This window comes from Ectothiorhodospira lacustris, from assembly GCF_022227845.1.
GTDB classification, from domain to species: domain Bacteria; phylum Pseudomonadota; class Gammaproteobacteria; order Ectothiorhodospirales; family Ectothiorhodospiraceae; genus Ectothiorhodospira; species Ectothiorhodospira lacustris.
Map to the genome: position 1 here is coordinate 68,865 of NZ_JAJNQN010000009.1, position 22,321 is coordinate 91,185.

Here is a 22,321-nt window from a genome sequence, read left to right on the forward strand (position 1 = left end):
GATGATGGCGGACACCGCCCGGGGGCTGGCCTTGCCGGTCCGATGCCCGCTACCATGGCCACATCTTGGATGTCCATGGAGACCTGCCCGCTGTGATCAAATCCTCTCTGTCCTTCTTGCTTGCCCTGGTTGCCGCTTGTCTGCTGCTTGCCCCGGCGGGCGCAGCCGAACTCCAGATCCGTGATCTCAAGACCGGCGACGGCCCCCGCGCCGATCGCCACCATGCCGTGCGGGTGCATTACACCGGCTGGCTGGAAGATGGCACTCAGTTTGATTCCAGCCATGACCGGGGCGAGCCCCTGAGCCTGATCCTGGGGCAGGGGCAGGTCATCCCCGGCTGGGAAACGGGTCTTCTGGGCATGCAGGCCGGTGGCCAGCGGGAACTGATCATTCCGCCTCGGTTGGGTTACGGTGAGCGGGGCGCGGGCCGGTCGATTCCGCCCAATGCCACCCTGCGCTTCGAGGTGGAGTTGGTGGCGGTGGAATCGCCGCCCTTTGCCAACGTGAGCAACGACGAACTGGCCGAGCTCATCGCCGCCGGGGTCAAGGTCATCGACATCCGGCGGCCGGAGGAATGGCGCGAGACCGGGGTGTTGGAGGGCAGCTACCTGATCACTGCCTTTGATGCCAACGGCCGCTTCGTGCGCAGTTTCCCCCGCCATCTGACCCGGGTGGTGGAGCGGGACGAGCCCTTCGTGCTCATCTGCCGGGTGGGTAACCGCACCGGCGTACTGGCTCGGTTCATGGCTGAAGAAGCGGCTTACACCCAAGTGATGAACGTCACCGACGGCATCCTGGGCTGGTTGGGGGAGGGGCGCACCGTCAGCAGCGATTGCCCCAGCCTGCAGTCCGGTCAGCGATGCTGAACAGAAAAGGGATCCCGGTTCATGTCGCCTCATCGTTATCGGCTGATCATCTCCTGTCCTGACCGGGTGGGCATCGTTGCCGCCGTGAGCGGGTTCCTGGCCGGTCACGGCGGTTCCATCACCGAGGCCAGCCAGCACTCGGATGCCTCCACCGGCTGGTTCTTCATGCGCTACGAGATCGATGCCGGCACGCTGCCCTTCGATGTCGACGGTTTCCGCCAGGCCTTCGAACCCATCGCCCGGGAGTTCGCCATGCAGTGGCACGTCACCGACGCCCGTCTGCCCCGGCGCGTGGTGCCCCTGGTGAGCAAGCTGGACCACTGTCTGACGGATCTGCTCTATCGCTGGCGCTCCGGGGACCTGCCCATGGATATCCCCTGCGTGATTTCCAATCACGAGGACATGCGGGACTATGTGGAGTGGCACGGGATTCCTTACCACCATGTCCCCGTAGATCGGCAGGAGAAGGCGGCGGCCTTTGCCCGGGTCTCCGGGCTGGTGGACGAGGCCCGGGCGGACGTGGTGGTGCTGGCTCGCTACATGCAGATCCTGCCTCCCGACATGTGTGCCCGTTATGCCGGGCGCGTGATCAATATCCACCACAGCTTCCTGCCGTCCTTTGTCGGCGCCAGGCCCTATCACCGGGCCTTCGATCGGGGCGTGAAGCTGATCGGTGCCACTTGTCATTACGTGACCGATCAGCTGGATGAAGGGCCGATCATCGAACAGGATGTGATCCGCGTTCGTCACGACGACACGGTGGATGATCTGGTGCGACTGGGGCGCGACGTGGAGCGGGCCGTGCTGGCCCGGGGCCTGCGCTACCATCTGGAAGACCGGGTGCTGGTGCACGGCAACAAGACGGTGGTGTTTGATTGAGTACTTCCCCGCGACGATAACAAAAAAGCCACCGTTTCCGGTGGCTTTTTTGTACTCTTGTATGGCGGAGAGGGAGGGATTCGAACCCTCGATACGGGGTTACCGTATACACACTTTCCAGGCGTGCGCCTTCGACCGCTCGGCCACCTCTCCGCTGATTGTCGCGCTGCGCAAGGGCAGACGCTTGATCCGGTGGACCTTGCCCGTCCCGATCAAGGTGCCGAAAGATACCCGAATCTTTCGGCTTTGGCAAATCCCTTTACCGATTTTTTCTAGCCGTCCTTGCGCGGGGGGGTCCCCCCCTGGGGCAGGTAGCTGGCCGGGAAGGCGGTGACGTTGGCGCCCAGCTCGCTGATCTTGGCCACGCCTTCCTTTTCCACCTCGTCGATGCGGATGATGGCATGCATCGGGATCAGGCTGCGGGTGACGGACGCGAACTCGGTCTTGAGCTTTTCCTCGCCGGGGTCCACCACGATGGCGCTGCGCTCACCGAAGATCAGCTCTTCCACCACCACGAAACCGTACATCTCACTCTGATACACCTGGCGGGCGAAGACCTCGTACACCTTGCCCTGGTTGATGAAACAGACTCGATAGATATGCTTGGAACTGGCCATGTCGTCTCTGCAAAGGGTATGACGGGTACGGCCGCTCGTGACAGGAGCGGGCAGGGCATTCTAGCAGAGCTTCCACCTGATCCCCTGGTTTACCACAACGTCCCGTTGCGCCAGTCGCGCACCACCAGCCCCAGCAGCACCAGGATGCACAGGGTGGTGATCACGGTGGAGGTGACGATCAGTACGGTCAGTAATTCAACGGATGCCATGGATGATGCTCCTGTTCTAGTGGCTGGGCGGCGGCTCATTGAGGGTTTGCCAGTCAAAGGACTGGGGCCACAGCCAGGTGGTCAGCAGCACGATCACCATGGAGACGGCCGCCCCCACCAGGGCACCCACATAGAAACCGATCAGGAAATAGGCGCCAATCCCCGCCAGACTCCCCAGCACCATGGCCAGGGAGGCCCCGATGCGGTTGGTCCGGCGCCAGTACAGCCCGGCGGCAATGGGCCAGATGGTGCTGGCCACGAAGGCCCCGGTGAAATGCAGAAGCTCCGCCAGGGTGGTGATGCGCGGCAGACAGAGCAGCCAGGCGATGATCCCCAGCAGCAGGATGGTCACCTTGGTGGCGGTGCGCAGGTGATCCGCCGTGGCCTGGGGGCGCAGATGCCGATAGTAAATATCGCGCACCACCAGCATGGCGGTGGCCGCCAGCAGGGAGTCCAGGCTGGAGGCCAGGGCGGCGAATACCATGACCAGCACGATGATGGCCCCCGCCAGCCCCAGCAGTTCCGAGGCGACGATAGGACCCACCATGTCGGCGGCCGGAATGTTCACCCCCAGCGCCGGCGCGGCCAGGGCGATGAAACCCGCCACGATGGGGATCGGTGCCCAGAAAAGGCCCGCCAGCAGGTAGGCCCACATGCCCACCCCCTCGCGAAAGGAATAGGCCCGGGTCCACCATACGTTGGAATGGAAGATTTCTCCCATGCCGAAGAGCAGGTTGTTGAACAGGAACATGATCGCCGCGGGCATCAGCAGGGTGAGCAGTTCCGGCCGTTCCAGCTGCAGGCTGAGGTGGATCTCGTCAAAGCCGATGCGGCCGATCACCAGCCAGGCGATGGCCACCAGGCCGATGAGGATCAGGATCGACTGGATGAAGTCCGTGCCGATGACGGCGCGAAAACCGCCGATCAGGGTATAGGCCACGCAGGCCGCCAGGATCACCGTCATGCCCTGCCAGTAGGGGATGCCCGATAGGGCATGGGTGAGCACGCCCCCGGCCATGCCCAGGCTCACCAACCAGCCGAAACTATAGAAAAGGGAAATGGCCAGAAAGATCCGCCAGGCGACATGGCCGTAGCGCAGGCGCACGAAGTCGCCGCTGGTATAGCCATGGGGCATGAGGAAGCGGATACGCTTGGCCAGCGGCGCAAACAGCAGTAGACCCACGGAACCCAAGGCATAGCCGATCATGCCCCAGATACCGATCTGGTAGGCCAGTTGGGGGGCCATCATGGTGGTGTTGCTGGTCACCCAAGTGGCCATGGCGGTGGCGGTCCCCACCGCCAGGCCCACCTTGCGTCCGGCCAGGACGAACTGATCCAGCTCCTTGTCCCGGCGGCCGAAGAACCAGCCCAGACCCACATACAGGGCGGTGAACAGGGCGATCAGCAACCAGGCCAGCCCCGGCTCCAGAATGGCGGTTTCCTGAATGCTCATCAGTCTCTCCTGCCGGTGACGATCAGGGCGATGGTGGCCAGGAAAACAAAGGCACCCACGCCGAAGAGGGCCAGGGCCTGATAGAGGGCGTGATGTCTGACTTCGACGGTCAGAGGAGGGCTCCAGTCCGAGCGGGCGTCGTCGGCCAGGGTGGCCTGGACCCGGTAATGAAAGGTGCCGTCACTGCGACCGCTGATCACGGTGGCCCGGTCGGCCCCCTCGTAGAGGACCTGCGGTTCGCTGAAGTCCATGGATCGGGACTCTTCCAGGCGGTAGACGGCGCCGTCGGCGCCCGTCATGCCCCATCGGAGTTGATAGTAACCGGCGCGGGCGATCTGGGTGGTGGCGTCCAGCGTGGGCACGGCCTGGGCGAGGGCAAGCGACGGCATCATCAGGATGGCGCTCAGTGCGAGTGCCCACAGGGCATGTGGTGCGTGACGATGTGGCATGGCAGTCTCCGCCTGCAAAGGCCTTGCTTCCCCATTTTTACCCTAGACCCCCGAGAAACGAGGGTCAAGGTCGCCCCCGTACCCGTAAAACCCCAAATTGTTTGCACCACCCACCTCCTGTGGCCTAATTTATGCGCCCCTGAACTCCCTGGAATCACCTCATGTACTGGTCTTCGGTGCTCCGTGTCGTCGGGCTGCTGCTGATGCTCTTCAGCGTCACCATGCTGCCCCCGGCCCTGGTGGCTTTAATTTACGACGATCAAGGGCTGGTGCCGTTTCTGGTCTCCTTCGGGATCATCCTCGCCGTCGGCACCCTGATCTGGTTGCCGGTGTGTCGTCGCCGCCAGGAGCTGCGCACCCGCGACGGTTTTCTGGTGGTGGTACTGTTCTGGACCGTGCTGGGGCTGTCCGGCGCCGTGCCGTTGACCCTCTCCCACGCCCCCAGCATCTCCATCACCGATGCCGCCTTTGAGAGCATGTCCGGGCTCACCACCACGGGTGCCACGGTACTTACCGGTATCGAGGACCTGCCTGAATCCATCCGCTTCTACCGCCAGCAGCTGCAGTGGCTGGGCGGCATGGGTATCATCGTGCTGGCGGTGGCCATCCTGCCCATGCTGGGGGTCGGGGGCATGCAGCTCTATCGGGCCGAGACCCCGGGGCCGGTGAAGGATTCCAAGCTCACCCCCCGCATCGCCGAGACCGCCAAGGCCCTGTGGTACATCTACCTCACCCTGACCATCGCCTGCGCCACCGCCTACTGGGCCGCGGGCATGAGTTGGTTTGATGCCATCGGCCATAGTTTTTCCACCGTGGCGATCGGCGGTTTCTCCACGTACGATGCCAGCATCGGGCACTTCGACAGCCCGCTGATCTCCATGATCTGTGTGATCTTCATGTTCATCGCCGGGATCAATTTCGCCATGCATTTCCTGGCCTGGCGGAGCCGCGCCTTCAAGCACTACCTGCAGGACCCGGAGGTGCGCTGGTTCATCGGCATCATGGTTACCACCGGGATCGTGGTCACGGTCACCCTGATGCTGACCCGGCACTACGGCGGTTGGGGCGATACCCTCCATCAGGCCATCTTTCACACCGTCTCCATCGGGACCACGGCAGGTTTTGCCACCGACAGTTTTGACCAGTGGCCCCTGTTTCTGCCGGTCCTGCTGGTACTGGTGGCCTTCATCGGCGGCTGTGCCATGTCCACCGCCGGCGGCATCAAGGTGATCCGGTTCATGCTGCTGATCAAGCAGGGGTATCGAGAGGTGATCCGGCTGGTGCATCCCCAGGCCCAGGTGATCATCAAGGTGGGCAGGAAACCGGTGCCGGACCGGGTGGTGGACGCGGTGTGGGGGTTCTTTGCAACGTATGTGGCGTTGTTCGGTCTGATGATGATGATTCTGATGGCCACGGGGCTGGATCAGGTGACGGCCTTTTCCGCGGTGGCGGCCAACATCACCAACCTGGGGCCCGGGTTGGGTGAGGTGGCCGAAAATTACAGCAATATCAGTGATCTGGCTAAATGGGTTTTGATGTTTGCCATGCTGCTGGGGCGGCTGGAGGTCTTCACCCTGCTGGTTCTGTTCACCCCGGCCTTCTGGCGGCACTGACCCGATAAGATTTTCCCTATGTCCAAAAAGCATCCCATCGTCGTTTGTCTGCGGGTCTGGGTCCGCGGCCAGGTTCAGGGGGTCGGGTTCCGGCCCTTCATCCATGGCCTTGCCACGGAGCTGAATCTGTCGGGCTGGGTGCGCAATGATCCGGCCGGTGTCGAACTCATGGTTCAGGGGGCTCAGCATTCGGTAGATCAGTTCCTGCACCGGCTCTCCCATCACCCACCCCCGCTGGCCCGGGTCGACGTGGTCGAGGCCAACCACCTGGAACCCATCCCCGAGATGTGCGGTTTTGCCATCGTGCCCAGCGTGGGCGGTGCCATTGCCACCGGCATGACCCCGGACGCTGCCGTCTGCCCCCAGTGTCTGGAAGAACTCTTCGATCCCTGCAATCGCCGCTACCGCGATGCCTTCATCGGCTGCACCCATTGCGGCCCCCGCTATACGGCCATGACCGCCATCCCCTATGACCGCGCCCACACCAGCATGGCCGCGTTCACCCTGTGTGCCGCCTGCCGCCGGGAATACCAGGATCCCGGCCAGCGGCGCTTTCATTCCCAGCTCAACGCCTGCCCCGAGTGCGGCCCAAGGCTGAGCCTGCTGGACCCTACCGGCATGCCCTTGCCGGTGGACGACGTCATCCAGGCGGCATTGCAGCAGATCCAGGCCGGCAAGATCCTGGCGGTCAAGGGACTGGGGGGGTTCCACCTGATGTGCGATGCCCGCAACGAGGACGCCGTTGCCCGTCTTCGGGCTCGCAAGCAGCGGGAAGAAAAGCCCTTCGCCATCATGGCCGCCAACCTGGCCTCCATCCGCGATCTGGTACAGCTGCAGCCGGAGGAGACGCATTTGCTCAAGGGCTATGCCCGGCCGATCGTCCTGCTGCGACGCAAACCGGACAGCCGCCCCACGCTGGAGGGGGTGGCGCCCGGCATGCAGCGCCTGGGGGTGATGCTTCCCTATACGCCGCTACAGTATCTGCTGTTCCACGAGGCCGCCGGACGGCCCGACGGCACCCGCTGGCTGCAGGAAGAACCCCAATCTCTGCTGTTGGTCTGCACCTCCGCCAATCCCTTCGGTGAGCCGGTCATCATCAGCAATCAGGGCGCAGTGGACCGGCTGGGCCAGATCGCCGATACCCTGCTGGTGCATAACCGGGACATCCGGGTTCGCTGTGATGACAGTGTGGTCCGCATGACGTCGACCGGCCCGGGGTTCCTGCGGCGGGGCAGGGGATTCACCCCCGAGCCGGTGCGCTTGCCCCGCTCCGGACCCTGTGTCCTGGGCACCGGCGCCTGGTACAACAACACCGCCTGCATCACTCGGGGGCAGCAGGCCTTTCTGTCCCAGCATGTGGGCGATCTGGACAGCCCCGCAAGTTGCCGGGCCCTGGACGAAACCGTCGAGCACCTGATGCTGCTGCTGCGCATCCGCCCCGAGCGCATTGCCTGTGATCTACATCCGGATTACTACAGCACCCGGCTGGCCATGCGCCTGGCCAAGATGCTGGATGTGCCGCTGCTGCGGGTCCAGCATCATCACGCCCACTTGGCGGCTGTCCAGGCGGAACACCAACTGGATCGTCCCGTGATCGGGTTGGCCCTGGACGGGTACGGCCTGGGGGACGACGGCGCCGCCTGGGGCGGGGAACTGCTGCGGGTTGACGGCGCCAGTTATCAGCGCCTGGGGCACCTGCGCCCCCTGCCGCTGCCGGGTGGCGACCAGGCCACCCGGGAACCCTGGCGCATGGCGGCCGCAGTCTTGCATACCCTGGGTCGGAGCCATGAGATACCGGATCGTTATCAGGTTTTTGCCGCCGCCCAGGGGCTGCCCAAACAGATGGACACCGAACGTAATCCCCATCTCACTACCAGCCTCGGGCGCCTGTTCGATGCGGCGTCCGCTTTGCTGCGGGTGAAGTGGGTGGCCCGCTTCGAAGGACAGGCCCCCATGCTGCTGGAAGGACTGGCCGCCCGCCACGGGCCGGAAGTCCCCCTGTCCGGCGGCTGGGTGGTGGATCAGGGGGTGCTGGATTTCATGCCGTTGCTGTCCCGGCTTGCCGACGGCATGGACCCGGGTACCGGCGCCGGTGTCTTCCATGCCACCGTGGCCCAGGGTCTGGCTTGCTGGTTGATCGAGGCGGCCAGGGCGCAGGGCATCCGTGATCTCGTCCTGGGGGGCGGGTGCTGTCTCAACCAGGTGCTGATGCAGGATCTGGTTGAGCGCCTCACCGGTGCCGGGTTCCGGGTCTACAAGCCGCAGTGGTCGCCGCCTAATGACGGTGGCCTGAGCCTGGGACAGGCGTGGATCGCCCTGCAGGCCCCGATCTGATGCGGATAGACCAACTGTCCATCTATTCAGCCATAATGCTAAGATATCGTGATTGTTAATGGTTTAGGTAATAACAATCAATTATGGCCAATTTCGCAACCCATGTGGCAGTGGCCGGCATGGTCGCAACGGGTATGGCTTCGGGGATCGCCGTCACCGGCATGTTGTCCTGGTCGGACAGCCTGATCCTGGGTGTATTCCTGGTGGCGGGTACCCTGTTGCCCGATATCGATGTGGACGGAGGTCGGCCCCAGCGTTGGCTGTTTTCCCTACTGGCATTGGCGGCGGCCATCGTCGCTTCCAGTTTGACCACCCGGATGCAGACCACGCCCCTGTTCACCGTGCCGGGGCAGACCGTCTCCTGTGAAGCCATCGCGGCGGGTTTTCTGGTCTGGTTGCTGATCCGTTACCCGGCCGCCTACCTGTTCCAGAGGTTGACCCGCCACCGGGGGCTGTGTCACAGCTTGGTGGTGGGCGGCCTGTGGGGGCTCGGCTGGGTCTATCTGGGACTGCAGTGTCTGGCGTCGGAACCCCTGACCATCTGGCTGCAAGGGATGACGCTCTTCCTGGGTTTTCTGGTCCATCTCGTGCTGGACGAGGCCTACAGCGTGGATATCAACAACGCCCGTATCAAGCGATCGTTCGGGTCCGCCCTCAAGATCTGGGAACCCGATTTCCCCGTGGGATCCCTACTGGCCACGGCCGCCCTGATGGGACTGGTGTGGTTACTGCCCTATCCCCATGAGTTGATTCAGTGGCTGCATCGCGGCGTACAGCTACTGGGCTAGACCGGCATTGGCCCGCAGGAGCGGCCACGGCTCACCTCTCGAAGCGGTAGGATGCCCGGCTCTGATATGCTTCTCTGACCGACAGGTGAGGAACGGGCTCGCTGCCATGCAACACCGATGTTTCCTTTTCAGCGTGACCTTGCTGCTTCTGCTTGGGAGCAGCATGTCGTGGGCGGATGATCTTATGCAGTACTGGGACATCGGCAGCTACCTGGGTCGGTATCCGGACCAGCAGTCCTTGCTCCACGATTTTACCGCGCGGGTTAGAAGCGCTCCTCGGCCGCTACCGGCCGACATGAGCGACAGACCTGTCGTCAGAGTGGCGCTGCTGTATCCCGATCTGCAGGCTTCCGACTATTGGCAGCGCAACCTGACGGCCTTTGAGCGCCGCGCCCGAGCACTTGGGCTCAATCTCTCCATCACGGTCTATTCCAGTCAGCCCGGCGGCATCGATCCCATGCTGCAGGCGGAGCAGTTGCGGGTGGCGTTGGCCGGGCAACCTGATTACCTCGTCTATACCCTGGACACGCCTATCCATCACCGCTTGGCCGAGCGTTTGCTGGCCATGTCCTCCGCCGACAGAGCGGGTCCGAAAATCATCCTGCAGAATATTACGACTCCCTTGCGCGCCTGGGACGGCATGCAGCCTTTCCTGTATGTGGGTTTTGACCACATCGAGGGTTCGCGCATGCTGGCGCGCCACCTTGCCGGTATGACCAGTGGGCAGGGAGAAGTGGTGGTGCTCTACGCGGGGGATGGCTATATCAGCGAAGTCCGGGGTGATACATTCATCCGTGAGATCGCCGCCTTCCCCGGGCTCCGGGTCCGCGCTACCTATTTGACCCACCTGCAGATGGACGTCGCCCGTCGGGCGACCGAGGACGCGCTGAAGCGCTACCCGAATGCGGTCCTGATCTATGCCTGCGCCACTGATATTGCGCTCGGGGCGGTGGCGGCGGTGGCGAACGCGGGGCGTGGGGACACCCCGCTCGTTAATGGCTGGGGCGGCGGCGCCGAGGAACTGCATCTGATCGGTACGGGAGCCCTGGCCGCCACCATAATGCGCATGAATGATGATGCCGGTGTGGCGATGGCCGAGGCCATCGCCATGGACCTGCAGGGGGAGGGGCATCGGGTGCCGCAACTGTTTTCCGGGGACATGGTGCTGGTGACCCGTGACATGGAGGCCGCCACGATCGATCATCTCAAGCAACGGGCCTTTCGCTATTCCGGCGCACCGGCGGATGCGCCGTCACGACAAATCCTTCCCGCTCCTCTGACCGGCCGTTAATTTCGGAACGTTTCCCCCATGGCCAGACGTACACTGATCAACACGATCGTCGTTGCACTGGGTGGCGGCATGGTGCTGTTCAGTGTGTTGGCGGTGGTGCTGACCATCCAGGGTACCCGTCAGGCCACGCTGGCGGAATTGCAGCGAGGTTTTGATCGCAGTGCAGCCCTGGCAAGCCTGATCCTGGATCAGGAAATCGAGGGCATCCAGCGCATGAGCAACGAAATCATGCGTCTGCGCGCCTTGCAGCAGGCGGTACTGGAAGGGCGGCGGGACCTGGCGGAACATCTGTTGTTGCGTCAGATACAGTTGGATCTCCAGGGCGTTTTTGACGGCCTGGTCATCAGTCGTGAAGAGGATGCCCTGTGGCTGTCCGGAGGCTTTGCCGTCTATCGCAAGGAGGCATTGCTGGAGTGGCTGGCGCTACAGCACGAAAACCACAGCGGGTTGTCGGGCAGCCGGCTGCACGAAATGGTGGATGAAGGCGGGCGGTCCCATCTGGTGCTGGTGGTGTCCCAGCATTTTCGCGACCCGGACACCGGGCGCCGGCTGGGCAGTTTCAAGGGGGCTGTGATTCTTTCCGACCGCCCAAGCCTGTTCAATCGGGTCAGGAGCGCGGCCGATCTGCAGGGAGTGGGATGGATGATTGACAACCATCTCTTTGTCGGACCCCTTCCGGCCGACACTCTGCTGTCCGGGGGCCGGCCCCGGCTGATGGCGTCGACCAATGCCGCCGACGGCTTCATTCGCGATGACTCGCTCTACATCGCCCTGCGCCCCTTGAACCTCACCACCATCACCCAGGCGCCGGTCATGATCATGAGTGTGGAAGATCCCCGTGACGAAGCCCGCATCCTGATCACCGTGATGAGTCTGCTGGCGACGGTCATCGTGATTGTCATGGCGGGGCTCCTGCTGTTTTTGACCCGCTTCGTCGCCTTGCCCTTGCGCCGCCTGGCCGAGCAGGCGCGGCAGCTATTGCCGGCCGGGCCGTTGCGGCCGCTGAGCAAGCCTCGTTTCCATACCGATGACGAGTTGGGCCAGCTGGTGAACGCCTTCAATGACCTCATTCGGCGTATCTCGATTCACCAGCACGAACTGGATCGCATGGCGCATTATGACATCCTGACGGGGGTACCCAACCGCAGGCTGCTGGCCGACCGCATTTCCCAGGCCATTGCCCGTGCTCGCAGGACTCGCTCCCCCATTGCAATCTGCTATCTGGATCTGGACGGTTTCAAGCCCATCAATGACCGCTTCGGTCATGCCACGGGAGATCGCCTGCTGCTGGACATTGCCGAGCGTCTCAAGGGCTTGCTGCGGGCCGATGATACCCTGGCCAGGCTCGGTGGGGATGAGTTCGTGCTTCTGTTCAATAATCTGGGCAGCACGGACGAGGCACATCGTCTTTTCCAGCGCTTACTCATCGCCGTGGCAGAGCCGGCAATTTTCGACGGGGCCTGTGTGCGATTGTCAGCCAGTATGGGGGTTACCTTCTTTCCCGAGGACGATAACGACGCCGATACGCTGATCAGGCATGCGGATCAAGCCATGTATCAGGCCAAGGAGGCCGGTAAGAACCGGTACGCCATCTTTGATATGGACCAGAGTCTGCGGCATCAGGGGCGGTTGGAGTTCATCAAGTCCATGGAAGCCGGTCTGCGGGAGGCACAGTTCCTGTTGCACTATCAGCCCAGGGTCGACCTGGTCAGCGGCAGAGTGACTGGCGCCGAGGCCCTGCTGCGGTGGCAGCACCCGCAACGGGGCTTGCTCATGCCCGCCAGCTTCTTGGACGATCTGAGCAGCAGCGGGCTGGAACCGCGCATCGGCCGCTGGGTCATTGAGCAGGCACTCTGCCAGATGGCACAGTGGCAGGCACAGGGATTGCGTCTGAGCATCAGCGTCAACATCAGTGCCCATCATCTTCTTGAACCGGGCTTTGCCGGTTGTCTGGAGTCGGCACTGGCGCGCTACCCTCAGTTGCCACGGGAATCACTGGAATGCGAAATTCTGGAGAGCGCTACCTTCAGCGACCTCTACAAGGCCGGCAGCGTCGTTGCCCAATGCAAGAAACTGGGGGTTCGGTTCGCGCTGGATGACTTCGGTACGGGCTACTCCTCGCTGGCCTATTTTCGCACCTTGCCGGTGGATGTGCTCAAGATCGATCGTAGCTTTGTCATGGACATGCTGGAAGACCCCAACGATCTGGATATCGTCGAAAGCATCGTGGGCCTGGCGGCCACCTTCAATAAGGACATCATCGCTGAAGGGGTGGAAAACATGGAACAGGCCGCTTTCCTCATCCGACTGGGATGTCGCCATGTCCAGGGATACGGCATTGCACGTCCCATGCCTCAGGAGGCACTGCCTGCCTGGATTCGAGAATGGACGTACAATCGGCCGGTACTGCCGGTCCATCTTGGCGGGGGTCTGGAAGGGGACCTGAACCTGTCAGTAGCAGTACGCGGCTATCAGCGCTGGTTTGAGAATGTGATGCTCAGAATTCAGGAAGGCAGTCCGCCCCCGGATGATCTGTTCAATACCCGTTTTGTGCGTTGGTATAACGGTAGTGGCTCGGCCCGCTACGGTATGTATGAAGCCTTCTCGGACCTGTGGGGAGCCCATGCCAGGGTGCACGAACTGCTGTTATCTCTAGTGGGTCCGACAAGAGCGGGCGCATGGCCCCAACGGCTGCATGGTCGTCGACCCGAGCTTGAGGCGGCTCGGGATGCCGTGTTGGCGTGTTTTGTCCGGCTGGAGCGCCGCGGTGCTTTGGAGGAGGGCAAGAGTGTCCAGCGGCATCCGACGAATGCAGCGCGCAGATAGCGGGCTTATCTCAAGTGCTTTATCGCTGAGAAGGGCTAAGTTCCAACCGTGCAAGGAGAAACCGGCGCTATCCACAGAAGCTGTGGATAAGTGTGTGGATAGCGTGTCGGAAACCGTTGCCGGAGGCCGCCATCCCGAGGCTTGTCTTAAAATGGTCATGAAATGATCAAATTTATTAAATCAAGTGAAATCATTTGCTTGTTGTCTTTTTCAGGTTTGCAGGAAACAGGAGTTGACAGTTGGGAGCCGGATGGTTTATGAGTTTGCCCGTCTGTGTATAAACCCTTGGGCCGGCTGTTCGAATGCGTTGCAGATCGGCTTTCCAGGCGGGCCTATGGCCACTGTAGGGCCGGACTGCTAACATGGCTCCACCCTCTCCGTTGCTCCTGGAGTCATGCATGATGCGTGTCCTTCGTCCGGTTTTCATCGCCGGCACCCTTCTGATGCTGTCCCACGGCGCCCTGGCGACGGATCTCAACATCCAGCCGGGCGACTGGGAATTCACCAACGTCACCCGCATCCTGGGCGACTCCCCCTTCCCTGAGCACACCACCACCAACCGGCAGTGCATCACGGCGGAAGACGTTGCCAAGGGACCTCAATTCATGGACCTGAGCGAACACTGCGACATGTCCAACCTCCAGGTCACTTCCGGCACCATGCGCTACGACATGCTCTGCCGGGAAAACGGCATGGAAGTTCAGATGACGGCTGACATGACCTTTCAGGGCGATCGCCTGAGCGGGCAGGTCAATGCCGAGCTGGAAGGCCCCATGGGCAGGATGCCCATGCAGACGGACATCACAGCCCGCAGGGTAGGTGACTGCCCCTGAAGTGCGGAGTCAACGGGCCGCCGTGTAGGGTATAAGGGTTTAGGTCCGCCGGACCCGGGGCAGGGAAGCGTCACAGGACCACTTCGATCATGTTGCAGGCCATCATCCTTATCCTGCTGTGCCAGCTTGCCGGCGAAGTGACGGTCTTGTTGCTGGGTCTGCCTTTCCCCGGGCCGGTGCTGGGCATGTTGCTGATGTTCGTCGGTCTGTTGATCCGCGGTGAAACGCCGCCGGCGCTGAAAGCATTCAGTGACAGCCTGCTGCGCTACCTGGCCTTGCTGTTTGTGCCCGCGGGTGTCGGTCTGATGGTGCATTTCGGCCTGGTGGCCCGGGACTGGCTGCCCATTCTGGCGGCGCTGGTGGCCAGCACCGCCTTGGCAATGATGGTAACCATGGTGGTGCTCTCTGCGCTCATTCGGCTGCGGGAGCGTCGCCATGGACGATGAGTTCACCGATATATGGGCCTTTCTCGCCGCCAGCCCTCTGCTCTGGCTCACCATGACCTTGGTAGTCTTTCAGCTCAGCCTCTGGCTCAACCGGCGTCTGGGCGGCAGTATGGTCCTGCATCCCGTCCTGCTGTCCATGGCCCTGCTGATCGGCATCCTGCTCCTGACGGGGACGGACTACGACACCTACTTCGCCGGTGCCCAGTTCATCCACTTCATGCTGGGACCCGCCACGGTGGCGCTGGCCATACCCCTCTATGAAAACCGCCACCAGATCCGGCAGCTGTTGATCCCTCTGCTGGTTGCGGGTGTTGTCGGTGCTTTCGTTGCCGCCGGGAGTGCGGTCATGGTGGCTGCCGCTCTCGGGGCGGATCGCGTCACCCTGCTGTCCCTGGCGCCCAAATCGGTGACTTCGCCCATTGCCATGGGGATTGCCGAAAAGCTGGGTGGCTTGCCCTCCCTGACGGCGGCGCTGGTGCTGTTGACGGGGGCCATCGGCTGCATGTTGTCACCCTTGCTCATTCGCCTGCTTCGCATTCAGGATGACCGGGTCAAGGGCTTTGCCCTGGGGCTGTCTGCGCATGGCTTCGGCACCGCTCAGGCGTTTGGTATCAGCGCCACGGCAGGCGCCTTTGCCGGACTGGGGCTGAGCCTGGCAGGTATCCTGACCGCCTTCCTGCTTCCCGGTGTCGCACCCTGGCTACCCGGGCTGATGTGGTCTTGACCCGTCGGGCATGATCGCCGCCCGTCGCCCTGTCTTGCGGATTCGACGGAATTCGCACCTTTCATGGCTTTGACGGCTATGCAAACGCCTATAATCAGATTCTTACCTGAGCAACAAAATTCGAGACAGCAATGGAAACCACGCCGGCTGCAGAAACCGTGATGGAAGTCTACGTCACCAAATGGGCTCTGACCAAAGGCATTGTCAAGGTCGGCGCCCAGCATACCTCGGGAGATCAGAAAACCGTCTGCTTCCGGCTGTTTTTCGACGATCTGGGCAAAATATTCACACTGCCCGAATATGCCCACGCCGGGGAATGGTTCCACACCCTGGAAGAGGCAAGGGCGCAGGTGGAGAAGATGCGAGCCAAGGAAATAGCCGTGCACAGGCAGGCCATCGACGATCTCAAGGCGAGGGATATTCCCGTGATCAGTGCCAACAAGGGCATGAGGGGCAGGGGAGGAATGGCCAAGATCAGGGAGGAACTGCTCAGCGACTGAAGTTGCCGGATAAGCATCGGCTGCTCTATCAGATATCGGGGCTGATGACAGCAAAAGGGGCGAAGATGATGGCCACCAGGGTGGTAACCGTCACCTACGCCCCCAACGCTCTACTTCAGAGCGGTGAGCCTGCGGGCCTTCTTAGTAGAAGGGTCTCCACATGAACACCAGGAAGTGAGCGGCGGCAGCCAAGACCATGAACACGGTGAAGGTGGTCTTGAACTGCTCGTGGAATTCTTTTGCCTGTTCTTCGGTCAGGCCGGAGATGCTGTTTTCCATGATCATAGTCCTCGATTACTCGGAAACGGTGTAGGTGAGCGGGTTGTAGCTGTCGTTGCTGTACACGACAGCATGAACGGCCAGAGCAACCACGAGAACAGCCATCAGGATCGGCATCAACCAGGTGCCGGGATTGACAACCAGCCACAGTTTCCAGTCGTCACGGGGATTGCTGGGACTGCTGGGTCTGTACTCACTCATTGATATCGCCCTCTCAAGATTATAAAACCGAGTCTTATTGTGAAGACCAGGCCGCCTGAAGCCGACATGACCACTGACGCGGAAACAGTCAGCTTAAAAACGTCTTTGTGTTTTCAGATGTGGCACTCGGCGATCCACGGAGGGTGGAGTCCGATCCTGAAAACCTTCTTCTGCTTGCCCCTGTTCCGGGGATGTCGACGGTGTAAACCCTGATTCGACATGGGCGTCAGTCTACGTTGACAGCACGGGATGTCAAGGGGGCGGTACAGATGGGAATGTGGGGAAAACTACAAACATTCAAAAACCTTGAGCCGGATCAAAAGTGTGTGGTTTGCCCCCTGCTCGGTCGGCCTGAAATCCGCCCCGGAGCGGGGGGGGGGGCTGCAGCCTGCCGGAAATCCGCCGGGAAACGGCAGCTGATTTTTTTTCGTGCATTTTTTGAAAAAGCCGCTATAATTCGCCCCCATCACACAGCAGTGTGGTGAATCGATCTGGAGTGGTAGTTCAGTTGGTTAGAATACCGGCCTGTCACGCCGGGGGTCGCGGGTTCGAGTCCCGTCCACTCCGCCATCTTAAAAGCCCTGGGGCAGCGCGCTGCGGGGCTTGATGTGTTTCAAGTGTTTTGCCCATGTGGCTCAGTGGTAGAGCACTCCCTTGGTAAGGGAGAGGTCGGCAGTTCGATCCTGCCCATGGGCACCATCCCCCCCCCCTTGGTTTTCCCTCGTGTCTTCCATCGTTTCCCGGTGGATTGCTCCCTTGTCTTCAGCATCTTGCTCAATTGAGGCATGATGGTCCCGCAGGCATCGGTGCCCCCTCGTGTGTGGCGTCCGGATGCCATCCTGGTTAACCGGAATGGGGCTGATCCATGAGTCAAAGAGTGTGTGTGGAAGATCTGGCCATTTTGCTGATTGAGCCGTCGCGGACACAGCGCCAGATCATCACTCGCTTGCTGTCCGAAGGGCATATCCACAAGATCGAGACCGCCGACAGCGCCGGTGCCGCCCTCGATCTCATGGTTTCCTACATACCGGATCTGCTGATTTCCAGTTTTTACATGCCGGACATGGAGGCCCCCGACCTTTTTGCCCGGATGACGGAAGATCCGCGTCTGACGAATATCCCGAAAATGGTGATTTCCAGTGAGCAGCACCATGACAAGCTGGATGCGGTGCGTCAGAGTGGTGTGCTGGCCCTCTTGCCCAAGCCGTTTGACCGCAACGATCTGGAGCGCGCCCTGGCGGTCACTCTGGATTATCTGGAGGAGGAGGAGCTGGATCTGGAAGACCGGGATATCGCCGATGTGCGGGTGTTGCTGGTGGATGATTCGCGCATGGCGCGCAATCATCTGTGTCGGGTGCTGGAGCGCGTGGGGGTGCAGCATATTGATCAGGTGGAGAACGGCGCCTTGGCCCTTGAGCAGCTCCGCCGGCATGAATACGACCTGGTGGTAACCGATTACAACATGCCTGTCATGGATGGTCAGGCTCTGGTCAACGAGATCCGCGGTAATCCCGCCTATGTGCATATTCCGGTGATGATGGTGACGTCCGAGTCGGACGCCTCCCGGCTGTCATCGGTGAAGAAGGCGGGGGTGTCCGCCATCTGCGACAAGCCCTTCGAGGTGGACCAGGTGCGCAGGTTGTTGCGGCGGATGATCTAGCCGCGCCGGCTTCCGTCGAGGCGTCGCATCAGTCCCGCAGTCGCTGGGGAGGGGGGGGGCAGAAACACCTCCATCTGGACCTGCGCCGGGGTGACCGGTCCGCTCACCCTGGATGCAGGGTCATGCAGTCGTCACGGTCACACGATGGTGACACCGGTCGTGTTACCTGTGGCCAAGCATAAAAAAAGCGGCCCGGGTATCCCGTAAGCCGCTGTTTTTACTGCAAATTCTGGTAGGCGCGATTGGACTCGAACCAACGACCCCCACCATGTCAAGGTGGTGCTCTAACCAGCTGAGCTACGCGCCTGTCGTTGTTGAAGGGCGCATTATACAGGCTGTTGCCACTGTGTCAAATATTTTTTCAAGCTATTGATTTTAATGATTTTAATGGTTTTTTATGGTGGTTACTTGAGGTCAGTGGCAGGCAGCCCACGCCTCACAGGCCTTTTCGGGATTGCCGACGACAGTCCGGCAGGTTCTGTCACCGTCCGTTTATAATCCCTCCATGCGCCGACTCTTCCTGTCTCTGTTATTTTCATTGTCCCTCCTGGCGATCCTGCTGCCCGCTTCGGTCTGGGTGGCGGCTCAGGTCCCGCTCACGCCCTTGCAGGCATTTGCCGATCGACATCTTCCCATGCCGGAGCCCTTGGCCAGGTTGAACATTGAGGGTTCCCTGGGACGCGGCCAGGTGACACAAGTGGTTTTCCCCGGGACGGCCGGTGCGGATCTGGGGGCTGTGGACCTCTCATGGAAGTTGCGGCCCATGCAGGCCGTCACCGGACGTATCGCTGCCGACGTGGAAGCGCATTTCGACGGCGGCCGGTTTGAGGGCGTGGCCAGTCGAAGTCTGGCAGGCTGGCGTATCACCGAAGGCCAGGGTCAGCTACCGGCGGCACGCCTGGAACGGATACTGGAGGGAGCGGGGCTGCAGGGTGTCGGCCTGGATGGCACTGTGCGGCTGGACCTGAGACGGCTGGACATGACCGATGACGGGCAGCTTCAATCGGCCGGCGGGCAACTGGAGTGGCACCATGCCGCCATTCTCGCCGACAGGCCCATCCCGTTGGGGCAGTTGTCGGGCCGGTTTCATGCCGAAGGTGACCGTTTTCAGGGCACGTTAAGGGATCAGGGGGGACCCCTGGCGCTGCAGGGGCGCGTGACCGGCGATCTTCGCCGGGGCAGGGTGCAATTCGAGGCCGTCGCCACGCCCCGCGACAGGAATGATTCGGCCCTGATCGGCATGTTGGCCGAGGTGGGTGAAGCGCAGGGTGATGGGTTCGTGATCCGGTTTCAGAGGCCGTGATCATTTGCGGTCCCCTATGACGTGGGCGGTGGTGGACTATATCAGTACGAAGAACCCAGCCACTTTTTCAGGATCCCCGGCCCATGTCACTCTTCTTCGTGTCCCATGAAACCTGTCGGCTGCATCGGGCACCTTCGTCTCACCCGGAATGTCCCGAGCGTCTGCAGGCCATCGAGCAGGCGCTGGATCGTTCTTCCCTGGGACAACGAGTGGTCCGCCTGCAGGCCTGCCCGGCCAACCGCGAACAGTTGGAGCGTGTTCACGCACCGGAGTACCTGGATCTGGTGGAGGCCTCCATGCCGCCGCCGGGACAATGGGACATGCTCGATACCGGCGATACCTATCTGTGTGAACACAGCCTGGAGGCGGCCCGGCTGGCGGCGGGCGCGGTGGTGATGGCGGTGGACCGGGTGATGGAAACCCCCGGCAGCACGGCTTTTTGCAGCGTGCGACCGCCGGGGCACCACGCCGGGCGGCGGTTCGGGATGGGATTCTGCCTGTTCAACAATGTGGCGGTTGGGGCGGCCCATGCCATGGCGGTCCATGGCCTGACGCGGGTGGCCATCGTCGATTTCGATGTCCATCACGGCAACGGCACCGAGGACATTTTCCGTCATGAGCCGCGGGTGCTGTTGTGTTCCAGTTTTCAGCACCCCTTGTATCCCGGCACCGGCGCCGATACCCGTAGCGACCATATCCTCAATCTGCCCCTGCATGCCGGTACCGATGGTCCGGCCCTGCGCAGCGCCATGAAGGCGCGCTGGCTGCCGGTGCTGGAGGACTTTGCGCCGCAACTGGTGATGGTCTCCGCCGGGTTCGACGCGCATGTGGATGATCCGCTGGCGAGTTTCCGGCTGGTGGAGGCGGATTATGCCGAGTTGACGGAGATGATCATGGATCTGGCCTGTCGATACGGCCGGGGCCGCGTGGTATCTGTGCTGGAGGGCGGTTATGACCTCCCGGCGCTGGGACGCGGTGTTCTGGCGCACCTTAAGGTGCTGGCCGGTGGTGAACTTGTTTGACGTAGTCCGGCCGGTCTGACTTGGTGCGCGGCAGGCCCCACCGTTCAGGCCGGAGAGGATGTCAAGGGTGCAATACTTGCCAGGCTGCGCTAGTCTCGGTAGACAGGCATTTTCAATTTAAACCTGAGAGGAAACATGAGCGAACAAGCAAGAACCCAGTCAGTCCCCGGCACCGATTATTCCAGCGAGGTGAGGAATGAGGCTCTGGTCCACTGGGTTCAGGAGATGGCGGATCTGTGCAAGCCTGACGCGGTCTACTGGTGCAACGGCTCTCAGGAAGAATACGATTTCTTTACCAACCAACTGGTGGAGCAGGGGACCTTCATTCGACTGAACCCGGAAAAACGGCCCAATAGCTTTGCCTGTTTCTCCGACCCCAGCGACGTGGCCCGGGTGGAGGATCGTACCTTCATCTGCAGCCTGCGCAAGGAAGATGCCGGTCCCACCAACAACTGGGAAGACCCCAAGGCCATGAAGCAGACCCTGAATGGTCTGTTCGACGGGTGCATGCGGGGGCGCACCATGTTCGTGATCCCCTTCAGTATGGGGCCGCTGGGCTCTCCCATTTCCCAGATCGGCGTGGAACTCAGCGACTCCCCCTACGTCGTGGTCAACATGCGCATCATGACTCGCATGGGCCGAAAGGTCATCGATATCCTCGGCGAGGGGGACTTCGTCAAGTGCCTGCATACGGTGGGCGCCCCCCTGGCCCCGGGACAGCAGGATGCCAAGTGGCCCTGCAACCCTGACACCAAGTACATCGTGCATTTCCCCGAAGAGCGCTCCATCATGTCCTACGGCAGCGGCTACGGCGGCAACGCCCTGCTGGGCAAGAAGTGCTTTGCCCTGCGCATTGCCTCGTCCATGGCCCGGGATGAGGGGTGGCTGGCGGAACACATGCTGATCCTGGGAGCGGAGTCTCCTGAAGGGGAAAAGACTTACCTGGCGGCCGCTTTCCCCAGTGCCTGCGGCAAGACCAATTTCGCCATGATGATCCCGCCGGAGGCCCTGGACGGCTGGAAGATCACCACCGTCGGTGACGACATCGCCTGGATCAAGCCCGATTCATCCGGGCAGCTCTACGCCATCAACCCCGAGGCGGGCTATTTCGGGGTGGCGCCGGGCACGAACTACAAGACCAATCCCAATGCCATGGAAACGGTCAAGGCCAATACCATCTTCACCAACGTGGGGGTGACGCCGGACGGGGATGTCTGGTGGGAGGGCATGAGCGATGAACCGCCCAAGGGTACCATCACCTGGACCGGGGCCGTGTATGATCCTTCTTCCGGCAAGCCCGTGGCCCATCCCAACGCCCGTTTCACGGTGCCTGCCGGTCAGTGCCCCAGTATCGATCCGGAGTGGGAGAATCCCAAGGGGGTGCCTATCAGCGCCTTTATCTTCGGCGGGCGTAGAAGCACCACGATTCCGCTGGTGTACCAGTCCTTCAACTGGAGTTCAGGGGTTTACATGGCGGCCACCATGGGCTCGGAGATGACCGCCGCGGCCTTCGGCAAGCTGGGTCAGGTGCGGCGGGATCCCTTTGCCATGCTGCCCTTCGCCGGGTACCACATGGGGGATTATTTCAATCACTGGCTGCAGTTCGGTCGTGACCTGCCGTCGCCGCCGCGTATCTTCGGGGTCAACTGGTTCCGCAAGGATGAGCACGGCAACTTCGCCTGGCCCGGCTTTGGCGAAAACATGCGGGTGCTCAAGTGGATCATCGACCGCGTCAAGGGCAGGACGTCGGCGGTGGAGAGCCCCATCGGCTGGATGCCCCATTACAACGACATCGACTTCAAGGGGCTGGAGTTCTCCATGAGGGATTTCGACAAGGTCATGGAGGTGGATCGCGAGGCCTGGAAGGAGGAGTTGATGGCCCACGACGAACTGTTCTCCAAACTCCATGACAAGCTGCCCAAGGAGTTCTTCTTCATGCGGGAACTGTTGCTGTCGGGGCTGTGGCGCTCACCGGAGCACTGGCATCTGGCGCCTGAGCGGGAAGAGGTCTGAACTGCACCGTGCGGG

Annotated in this window: 20 protein-coding genes and 4 tRNA genes; 17 read left to right on the forward strand and 7 right to left on the reverse strand. The window is 61.9% G+C overall.

The genetic code is table 11. From position 1 onward, the window contains the following. Positions 1–95: 95 nt before the first annotated feature. On the forward strand, positions 96–866 hold the full coding sequence (locus tag LQ956_RS08245; RefSeq protein ID WP_238623050.1) for an FKBP-type peptidyl-prolyl cis-trans isomerase: 771 nt from the start codon (positions 96–98) through the stop codon (positions 864–866). A 21-nt stretch (positions 867–887) separates the two neighbouring features. Then, complete coding sequence (purU, locus tag LQ956_RS08250; protein WP_238623042.1) at positions 888–1,745, forward strand: formyltetrahydrofolate deformylase; 858 nt, start codon at positions 888–890, stop codon at positions 1,743–1,745. A 62-nt stretch (positions 1,746–1,807) separates the two neighbouring features. Here purU and LQ956_RS08255 read toward each other — a convergent pair. The 4 genes from LQ956_RS08255 to LQ956_RS08270 form a co-directional block, all read right to left on the reverse strand. Further along, positions 1,808–1,898: transfer RNA gene (locus tag LQ956_RS08255), tRNA-Ser, on the reverse strand. 119 nt (positions 1,899–2,017) lie between these two features. After that, the gene (locus LQ956_RS08260; RefSeq protein ID WP_008932988.1) at positions 2,018–2,362 is read right to left on the reverse strand and encodes a DUF1820 family protein; all 345 of its coding nucleotides are present in this window, start codon (positions 2,360–2,362) and stop codon (positions 2,018–2,020) included. 225 nt (positions 2,363–2,587) lie between these two features. Next, positions 2,588–4,024, reverse strand: a complete 1,437-nt coding sequence (locus LQ956_RS08265; protein WP_238623043.1) for a sodium:solute symporter family protein — start codon at positions 4,022–4,024, stop codon at positions 2,588–2,590. Continuing rightward, entirely contained in the window at positions 4,024–4,473 is a 450-nt protein-coding gene (locus LQ956_RS08270; RefSeq protein ID WP_238623044.1) for a hypothetical protein, read from the reverse strand. Before LQ956_RS08270 ends, LQ956_RS08265 begins: the two co-directional genes overlap by 1 nt. A 161-nt stretch (positions 4,474–4,634) precedes the next feature. Here LQ956_RS08270 and LQ956_RS08275 point away from each other — a divergent pair, with 161 nt between their 5' ends. From LQ956_RS08275 to LQ956_RS08315, 9 genes are all read left to right on the forward strand, one after another. Further along, on the forward strand, positions 4,635–6,086 hold the full coding sequence (locus LQ956_RS08275) for a TrkH family potassium uptake protein (protein ID WP_238623045.1): 1,452 nt from the start codon (positions 4,635–4,637) through the stop codon (positions 6,084–6,086). 18 nt (positions 6,087–6,104) lie between these two features. Next, positions 6,105–8,420: a carbamoyltransferase HypF gene (gene hypF / locus LQ956_RS08280; RefSeq protein ID WP_238623046.1), complete on the forward strand. Its 2,316-nt coding sequence runs from the start codon at positions 6,105–6,107 to the stop codon at positions 8,418–8,420. A gap of 83 nt (positions 8,421–8,503) precedes the next feature. Further along, positions 8,504–9,208 (forward strand): metal-dependent hydrolase, encoded by a 705-nt coding sequence (locus LQ956_RS08285; RefSeq protein WP_238629716.1) that lies wholly within the window; start codon positions 8,504–8,506, stop codon positions 9,206–9,208. Between the two features lie 184 nt (positions 9,209–9,392). Beyond that, complete coding sequence (locus tag LQ956_RS08290) at positions 9,393–10,499, forward strand: substrate-binding domain-containing protein (protein ID WP_238623048.1); 1,107 nt, start codon at positions 9,393–9,395, stop codon at positions 10,497–10,499. A gap of 18 nt (positions 10,500–10,517) precedes the next feature. Then, complete coding sequence (locus tag LQ956_RS08295) at positions 10,518–13,325, forward strand: EAL domain-containing protein (protein ID WP_238629715.1); 2,808 nt, start codon at positions 10,518–10,520, stop codon at positions 13,323–13,325. 398 nt (positions 13,326–13,723) lie between these two features. Beyond that, entirely contained in the window at positions 13,724–14,158 is a 435-nt protein-coding gene (locus LQ956_RS08300) for a DUF3617 domain-containing protein (RefSeq protein ID WP_238623154.1), read from the forward strand. An 89-nt stretch (positions 14,159–14,247) separates the two neighbouring features. Next, positions 14,248–14,604 carry a CidA/LrgA family protein gene (locus tag LQ956_RS08305; RefSeq protein ID WP_238623155.1) on the forward strand — a complete coding sequence of 119 codons (357 nt, stop codon included), beginning with the start codon at positions 14,248–14,250 and terminating at the stop codon, positions 14,602–14,604. Then, positions 14,594–15,328, forward strand: a complete 735-nt coding sequence (locus LQ956_RS08310; protein WP_238623156.1) for an LrgB family protein — start codon at positions 14,594–14,596, stop codon at positions 15,326–15,328. The genes LQ956_RS08305 and LQ956_RS08310 overlap by 11 nt, the downstream gene beginning before the upstream one ends. Before the next feature lie 131 nt (positions 15,329–15,459). Continuing rightward, a complete protein-coding gene (locus tag LQ956_RS08315; protein WP_238629714.1) occupies positions 15,460–15,828 on the forward strand; it encodes a hypothetical protein in 369 nt (122 codons plus the stop codon). A 141-nt stretch (positions 15,829–15,969) separates the two neighbouring features. On the opposite strand, the gene pufB is transcribed toward LQ956_RS08315, so the two are convergent. Beyond that, positions 15,970–16,107 (reverse strand): light-harvesting antenna LH1, beta subunit, encoded by a 138-nt coding sequence (pufB, locus tag LQ956_RS08320; protein ID WP_238629713.1) that lies wholly within the window; start codon positions 16,105–16,107, stop codon positions 15,970–15,972. Between the two features lie 15 nt (positions 16,108–16,122). Next, positions 16,123–16,308: a light-harvesting antenna LH1, alpha subunit gene (pufA, locus tag LQ956_RS08325; protein WP_238629712.1), complete on the reverse strand. Its 186-nt coding sequence runs from the start codon at positions 16,306–16,308 to the stop codon at positions 16,123–16,125. Between the two features lie 493 nt (positions 16,309–16,801). On the opposite strand from pufA, the gene LQ956_RS08330 reads away from it, so the two are divergent. From LQ956_RS08330 to LQ956_RS08340, 3 genes are all read left to right on the forward strand, one after another. Next, a tRNA-Asp gene (locus tag LQ956_RS08330) sits at positions 16,802–16,878 on the forward strand. Between the two features lie 54 nt (positions 16,879–16,932). Continuing rightward, a tRNA-Thr gene (locus LQ956_RS08335) sits at positions 16,933–17,007 on the forward strand. Positions 17,008–17,173: 166 nt separating this feature from the next. Then, entirely contained in the window at positions 17,174–17,968 is a 795-nt protein-coding gene (locus tag LQ956_RS08340; protein WP_238629711.1) for a response regulator, read from the forward strand. Positions 17,969–18,198: 230 nt separating this feature from the next. Here LQ956_RS08340 and LQ956_RS08345 read toward each other — a convergent pair. After that, a tRNA-Val gene (locus LQ956_RS08345) sits at positions 18,199–18,275 on the reverse strand. 198 nt (positions 18,276–18,473) lie between these two features. Here LQ956_RS08345 and LQ956_RS08350 point away from each other — a divergent pair. From LQ956_RS08350 to LQ956_RS08360, 3 genes are all read left to right on the forward strand, one after another. Next, positions 18,474–19,271 (forward strand): type II secretion system protein N, encoded by a 798-nt coding sequence (locus LQ956_RS08350; protein ID WP_238629710.1) that lies wholly within the window; start codon positions 18,474–18,476, stop codon positions 19,269–19,271. 83 nt (positions 19,272–19,354) lie between these two features. After that, positions 19,355–20,293 (forward strand): histone deacetylase family protein, encoded by a 939-nt coding sequence (locus LQ956_RS08355; RefSeq protein WP_238629709.1) that lies wholly within the window; start codon positions 19,355–19,357, stop codon positions 20,291–20,293. Between the two features lie 135 nt (positions 20,294–20,428). Continuing rightward, entirely contained in the window at positions 20,429–22,306 is a 1,878-nt protein-coding gene (locus tag LQ956_RS08360; RefSeq protein ID WP_238629708.1) for a phosphoenolpyruvate carboxykinase (GTP), read from the forward strand. Positions 22,307–22,321 lie beyond the last annotated feature (15 nt).